We start from the raw sequence: 6,383 nt of genomic DNA, 5'->3' as shown, positions 1-6,383 counted from the left end.
CGTTGTTTGCTTACTAGTTAGTTCGTTGTTTGTTTCTATTACGTTGCAAAGTTAGCGATACGTGCAAAATAGTGCAACAGAATTTGTCTATACTCAAATAACTAGAGACTATCACGCCCAGAGCCTGCTCGGTATCCTATCCTACCCATGGTCTCCGAGACCATCCCGTATATATTATATGGTATAGGAGTCCCTCCTGAACGGTGGGTGTCTTGGGGGGCGAAGGCGGTCATGGGGGAGGGAAAAGAGATAAATTTGGGCGAAGATGTCGTGTGTAATGAAATATTCATTACCTTTGTAGCCAAATGGAGGCAAGAGGCTTTCATAAAAGAGATATAATGCTGGGGTATTAGCTCATCTGGCTAGAGCGCGACACTGGCAGTGTCGAGGTGAGCGGTTCGAGTCCGCTATACTCCACATGAGGAAGAGTGATGATTGTTCCATCTGCCTCATGTAATACCGGGAGACCCATTCCTATCCCTGAGTGGGATAGGTGGGCATACGTCAGATCTATACATAGACCTAGAGGCGTATTAGGCGCGAGCGAGTCGATGCACCGTTTGGTGAGTCGAAAAGTTGGTGTATCTTTGCGGTGTTATTAAATGACGAATACGGAATTTATAACCAATTAAACGTAAGAAAGAAAGATGAAGAAGTTTTTCGCATTCGCAGTTGTAGCTGTTGCTACACTTGCTTCATGTGGCGGTAACAACGAGAACGCTAACGCTGACTCTGTAGCTATGGACTCTGCAGCTGTCGTTGCTCCTGTTGTAGAACAGGTTCAGGCTGTTGCTGACACAGCTGTTGCTGTTGTTGACTCTGCTGCTCATGAAGGCGCTAACAAGGTTGAAGGCGCTGTTCAGGAAGTCAAGAACGCTGTCAAGTAAGTGTAGGCTCTCCTTGGAGAGCTAACAGCACACTCCGGAAAAGGAGTCTGCGAAACAAAATCGTAGGTGCGCCTCATACCCACTAGGGTGTGAGGCGCACCTCCTTTATGTGCCTGTAGTGACCGTTGGGTTAGTTGAGTCTTTGTGCTGGTAGTGTAAGCTAGGTAGAGGTGCTATATAAAGGGGGGCGTGAATGACAGTGATACTGACAAAATTACAGCATCAGAGTGCTTACGGCGTCAGGGAGGCTTTGGCATAGCCTTTGCTCTACCTTTGTTGCATGTGGGCTTTGACTCACCATAACGAAAAGAAATACAAACAACTATTTATAGTTTAGTAAAGCAATGAACATTAAGCCACTCGCAGACCGCGTACTCATACGCCCTGCAGCACAGGAAGAGAAGACAGTGAGCGGGATCATCATCCCAGACTCCGCCAAGGAAAAGCCCCTCAAGGGCGAAGTCGTAGCCGTCGGAGACGGTACCAAGGATGAGGCCATGGTCCTCAAGGCTGGCGATACCGTCCTCTATGGCAAGTACGCAGGCACCGAGATCGAGCACGAGGGCGAGAAGTACCTCATCATGCGTCAGAGTGACGTGCTGGCTAAGCTCTAATGCCCCCTAGCACAAACAAGAAGTAACACGACATATAGCGTATAATACGTATCATGGCAAAAGAAATCAAGTTCGATATAGAGGCTCGCGAAAGCCTCAAGCGTGGTGTAGATGCACTCGCCAACGCTGTCAAGGTAACCCTCGGCCCTAAGGGACGTAACGTCATCCTTTCCAAGAGCTATGGCGCTCCACACATCACCAAGGATGGTGTCTCTGTCGCCAAGGAAGTAGAGCTCGGAGATCCATTCGAAAATATGGGGGCACAGCTCGTCAAGGAGGTGGCCTCTAAGACCAACGACGACGCAGGTGATGGTACGACCACTGCGACGATCCTTGCCCAGAGCATCATCGGCGTCGGGCTGAAGAACGTCACCGCAGGTGCTAACCCCATGGACCTAAAGCGTGGTATCGACAAGGCCGTAGGTAAAATCGTCTCCGAGATCCGCTCCATGGCTCAGGAGATCGGGGATAACTTCGAGAAGATCGAGCACGTGGCCAAGATCTCTGCCAACGGAGATGAGCAGATCGGTCAGCTCATCGCTGAGGCTATGCGCAAGGTCAGCAAGGAGGGGGTGATCACCGTCGAGGAGGCTAAGGGTATCGAGACCACCGTCGAAGTCGTTGAAGGGATGCAGTTCGATCGTGGGTATATCTCTCCCTACTTCGTCACAAACTCAGAGAAGATGGAGGCTCAGCTGGAGAACCCTTACCTACTGATCTACGACAAGAAGATCTCCACCCTCAAGGAGATCCTCCCCATCCTAGAGCAAACCCTACAGACAGGCCGTCCTCTACTCATCGTAGCCGAAGACATCGACAGCGAAGCTCTTGCTACCCTCGTTGTGAACCGCCTACGTGGTGGCCTCAAGGTCTGCGCCGTCAAGGCTCCAGGCTTCGGTGATCGCCGCAAGGCTATGTTGCAGGATATCGCTACCCTGACCGGTGGTATCGTGATCAGCGAAGAGACGGGTATGAAGATCGATGCCGTTACCCTCGACATGCTCGGTAAGGCCGAGAAGATCACCGTAGACAAGGATAACACGACCATCGTCAATGGTGCTGGCGATAAGGAGGCTATCCGCGAACGTGCCGCACAGATCAAGGCACAGATCGCTAACACCACCTCCGACTACGATCGTGAGAAGCTCCAGGAGCGTCTAGCTAAGCTCTCTGGCGGTGTAGCCGTCCTCTACGTTGGTGCTCCTAGCGAAGTCGAGATGAAGGAGAAGAAGGATCGTGTAGACGATGCCCTCAGTGCCACACGTGCAGCCCTAGAGGAAGGTACCGTCCCCGGTGGTGGTACGGCTTACCTCAGAGCTGTAAAGGCCCTAGATAGCCTCACGGGTGAGAATGATGATGAGACGACAGGTATCGAGATCATTCGTCGTGCTGTCGAGGAGCCCCTGCGCCAGATCGTGGCCAACGCTGGTAAGGAAGGCGCTGTCATCGTACAGCGTGTGAAGGAGGGTCAGGCAGACTTCGGGTACAACGCTCGTACGGACAGCTTCGAGAACCTCTATGCCTCTGGTGTCATTGACCCCGCCAAGGTGTCACGTGTTGCCCTCGAGAACGCAGCATCTATCGCTGGAATGTTCCTCACGACCGAGTGTGTCATCGCCGATAAGAAGGAGGATACCCCCGCAATGCCTATGAACCCCGGTATGGGAGGCATGGGTGGCATGATGTAGGTCTAAGAGCCCACACTCTCACCTAAAGGAGCTTCGGCTCCACAAGAAATAGATCCGCCAGAGAGGCTTCAAGCCTTCTCTGGCGGATCTTTCTTTGTATCCTAGCTCTCCTGTCTATTGCCTATATACAGCGCAAGCTGGCAAGGAACTAAGACCTCGATACATCTTGAAGCCCCTCCATCCCACATCCTCTGCTTGCTCTGTCTTCTTCTCCTCTCGGGTATCTTGGGGATGGAGATCTAGCCTTTAGGCTTTAGCTTATTTGGTTTACTGTAGTTAGGCGGCATGAAAGGGTAGAGGGCTCCTATGGATTATGTCGGACTTTGGGTAGGGGGCTGTTCCTTTAAGATGGAGAGGGGAGAGGTTTTCAGTGATAAAGAGACGGAGATATAGGATTGATAGTTGGAAGGTCTTGTGGGGGAGATAGCTGGGAGAGAAAGCCTAGGTGATGGCTGGGAGGTGGATGCTTGGGCTGCGAGAGGATATAGAAATGGGGGGGGGCAAAGGTATAGATGCGTTTCGGTGCATAAAGAGCTTCGGATATAGGGAGGATCGGTATGGGAGTGAGGTGAGGCTAAACGAGATCGCCCGTCCTGATGAGCTTGGGGCTCAAGAGGGCGGGCGATACTACACCAATCTAACCTATCGTATTGAGGGTACTCCTCTTGAGTACCACACTTGAAACGATCGTCTATGTGGAAGGAGGGGGTAAGGAATTCCCTCCTTAGCTTAGTCCTTGAACTTGGCTGCTAGGAACTCACGGTTGAGACGAGCGATGTTCGTGATGGAGATGTTCTTGGGGCACTCCACTTCACAAGCACGTGTATTCGTACAATTACCGAAGCCTAGTTCGTCCATCTTCGCTACCATGGCCTTGGCACGTCGTGCAGCCTCTACGCGACCCTGTGGTAGGAGCGCAAGCTGGCTAACCTTGGCAGAGACGAAGAGCATTGCCGAGCCGTTCTTACAAGCCGCAGCACAGGCGCCACAGCCGATACATGCAGCAGCATCCATAGCCATATCAGCATCAGCCTTGGGGATGGGGATGGCATTTGCATCAGGTACGCCCCCCGTGTTCACAGAGACGAAGCCCCCTGCCTGGATGATCTTGTCGTAGGCAGAGCGATCGACCATGAGGTCACGGATGATGGGGAAGCCAGCAGAGCGCCAAGGCTCTACCGTGATGGTGTCACCATCGTTGAAGCGACGCATGTGTAGCTGGCAGGTGGTGATGCTATCATCGGGGCCGTGTGGGTGCCCATTGATGTAGAGGGAGCACATACCGCAGATCCCCTCGCGGCAGTCATGGTCGAAGACCACGGGCTCCTTGCCCTCACGGACGAGCTGCTCGTTGAGGATGTCAAGCATCTCTAGGAACGAGCTACCCTGTGATATGTTTTGTAGGTCGTAGGTTTCGAACGCACCCTGTTCCTCTGGGCCACGTTGCCGCCAGACCTTTACCTTTATATTGATATTCTTATCCATTGTACCGATGTTGGCTAGGGATTAGTTCTTGTAGTTACGCTGCTGACGTACGACGAACTCGTAGTCGAGTGGTTCTTTCAGGAGCACGGGGTCTTGATCCTCGCCCTGGTATTCCCAGCAGGAGACGTAAGCGAACTTATCGTCGTGGCGAAGGGCTTCACCCTCTGGAGTCTGGTGCTCGAGGCGGAAGTGACCACCGCAGCTCTCCTCACGGTCGTGAGCGTCACGAGCCATGAGCTCACCGATCTCGATGAAGTCTGCTAGGCGAAGAGCCTTCTCAAGCTCTACGTTGAGGTCATCAGCCTTACCTGGGATGCGGACATCGCTCCAGAACTCCTTCTTGAGCGCCTTGAGCTCAACGATGGCCTTCTCGAGACCTTCTCGCTCACGTCCCATACCGACGAAGTCCCACATGATGTGGCCGAGCTTCTTATGTAGGCTGTCTACGGACTGCTTCCCCTTGATGCTCATCAGGCGAGCTATACGATCCTTGATACCCTTCTCTGCTTCGTCGAACTCAGGACGGTCGGTGCTGAAGCGTGGTACCTGGATCTGGTCTGCCAGATAGTTCTGGATGGTGTAGGGGAGTACGAAGTATCCGTCAGCGAGCCCCTGCATCAGAGCCGAAGCACCGAGGCGGTTAGCTCCGTGGTCGGAGAAGTTAGCTTCCCCGATAGCGAAGAGCCCAGGTATGGAGGTCATCAGTTCGTAGTCTACCCAGATACCGCCCATGGTGTAGTGGATGGCGGGGTAGATCATCATCGGAGTCTCGTAGGGGTTGTCGTTGGTGATCTTCTCGTACATCTGGAAGAGGTTACCATAACGAGCCTCTACGACATCCTTCCCTAAGCGCTGGATAGCGGAGGAGAAGTCGAGGTAAACGGCTAGACCCGTGTTGTTCACACCGAAGCCTGCATCACAACGCTCCTTGGCCGCACGGCTAGCTACGTCACGAGGAACGAGGTTCCCGAAGGCGGGGTAGCGACGCTCTAGGTAGTAGTCACGATCTTCCTCCTTGATCTCTGTAGGGCGGATGGTACCAGCCTGGAGCTTCTTGGCGTCCTCGATGTTCTTGGGTACCCAGATACGACCATCGTTACGGAGAGACTCGGACATCAGCGTGAGCTTGGACTGGAACTCTCCGTGTACGGGGATACATGTGGGGTGGATCTGCGCCATACAAGGGTTGGCAAAGTAAGCACCCTTCTTGTAGCACTGCCAAGCTGCAGAGCCGTTGGAGGCCATAGCATTGGTCGAGAGGAAGAAGGCGTTACCATAGCCACCAGTACCGATGACTACGGCATGGGCAGCGAAGCGCTCGATCTTACCTGTGACGAGGTTACGAGCGATGATACCACGGGCACGGCCGTCGATGATGACGACGTCGAGCATCTCGTGGCGGGTGTACATCTTCACTGCACCCTTACCGACCTGACGGCTAAGGGCAGAGTAGGCACCGAGTAGGAGCTGCTGTCCCGTCTGACCACGAGCATAGAAGGTACGTGAGACCTGTGCACCCCCGAAGGAACGGTTGTCCAGTAGACCGCCGTATTCGCGAGCGAAGGGTACACCCTGTGCGACACACTGGTCGATGATGCTATTGGCGACCTCTGCCAGACGGTAGACGTTAGCTTCACGGGCACGGTAGTCACCACCCTTGATCGTATCGTAGAAGAGGCGGTAGACGGAGTCCCCGTCGTTTTGGTAGT

5 protein-coding genes and 1 tRNA gene are annotated in these 6,383 nt (G+C 53.5%); 4 read left to right on the top strand and 2 right to left on the bottom strand.

Going from position 1 to position 6,383, the window contains the following annotated elements; translation table 11 throughout:
- The first annotated feature begins 343 nt into the window (after positions 1–343).
- The 4 genes from QZ554_RS07950 (at position 344) to groL (ending at position 3,189) form a co-directional block, all read left to right on the top strand.
- A tRNA-Ala gene (locus QZ554_RS07950) sits at positions 344–417 on the top strand.
- A gap of 230 nt (positions 418–647) precedes the next feature.
- Complete coding sequence (locus tag QZ554_RS07945; RefSeq protein WP_297195669.1) at positions 648–887, top strand: hypothetical protein; 240 nt, start codon at positions 648–650, stop codon at positions 885–887.
- 344 nt (positions 888–1,231) lie between these two features.
- A complete protein-coding gene (locus QZ554_RS07940) occupies positions 1,232–1,501 on the top strand; it encodes a co-chaperone GroES (RefSeq protein ID WP_297195668.1) in 270 nt (89 codons plus the stop codon).
- Positions 1,502–1,554: 53 nt separating this feature from the next.
- Positions 1,555–3,189 carry a chaperonin GroEL gene (gene groL, locus QZ554_RS07935; RefSeq protein ID WP_297195667.1) on the top strand — a complete coding sequence of 545 codons (1,635 nt, stop codon included), beginning with the start codon at positions 1,555–1,557 and terminating at the stop codon, positions 3,187–3,189.
- Positions 3,190–3,918: 729 nt separating this feature from the next.
- Here the strand turns inward: groL and QZ554_RS07930 are convergent.
- Together QZ554_RS07930 and QZ554_RS07925 are read right to left on the bottom strand one after the other, a co-directional pair.
- Positions 3,919–4,674, bottom strand: coding sequence for a succinate dehydrogenase/fumarate reductase iron-sulfur subunit (locus tag QZ554_RS07930; protein WP_297195666.1), 756 nt, complete (start codon positions 4,672–4,674; stop codon positions 3,919–3,921).
- A 21-nt stretch (positions 4,675–4,695) separates the two neighbouring features.
- Positions 4,696–6,383: fumarate reductase/succinate dehydrogenase flavoprotein subunit (locus QZ554_RS07925; protein WP_297195665.1), on the bottom strand; the 1,688-nt coding region annotated here is incomplete at its 5' end.

Source organism: uncultured Porphyromonas sp., assembly GCF_915070105.1.
In the GTDB taxonomy this organism is placed as follows: domain Bacteria; phylum Bacteroidota; class Bacteroidia; order Bacteroidales; family Porphyromonadaceae; genus Porphyromonas.
This window is presented reverse-complemented; position numbering and strand designations above follow the sequence as displayed.

Coding starts and splice junctions, on each gene's coding strand:
- QZ554_RS07945 (WP_297195669.1), top strand. CDS start 648: ATGAAGAAGTTTTTCGCATTCGCAGTTGTAGCTGTTGCTACACTTGCT.
- QZ554_RS07940 (WP_297195668.1), top strand. CDS start 1,232: ATGAACATTAAGCCACTCGCAGACCGCGTACTCATACGCCCTGCAGCA.
- groL (WP_297195667.1), top strand. CDS start 1,555: ATGGCAAAAGAAATCAAGTTCGATATAGAGGCTCGCGAAAGCCTCAAG.
- QZ554_RS07930 (WP_297195666.1), bottom strand. CDS start 4,674: ATGGATAAGAATATCAATATAAAGGTAAAGGTCTGGCGGCAACGTGGC.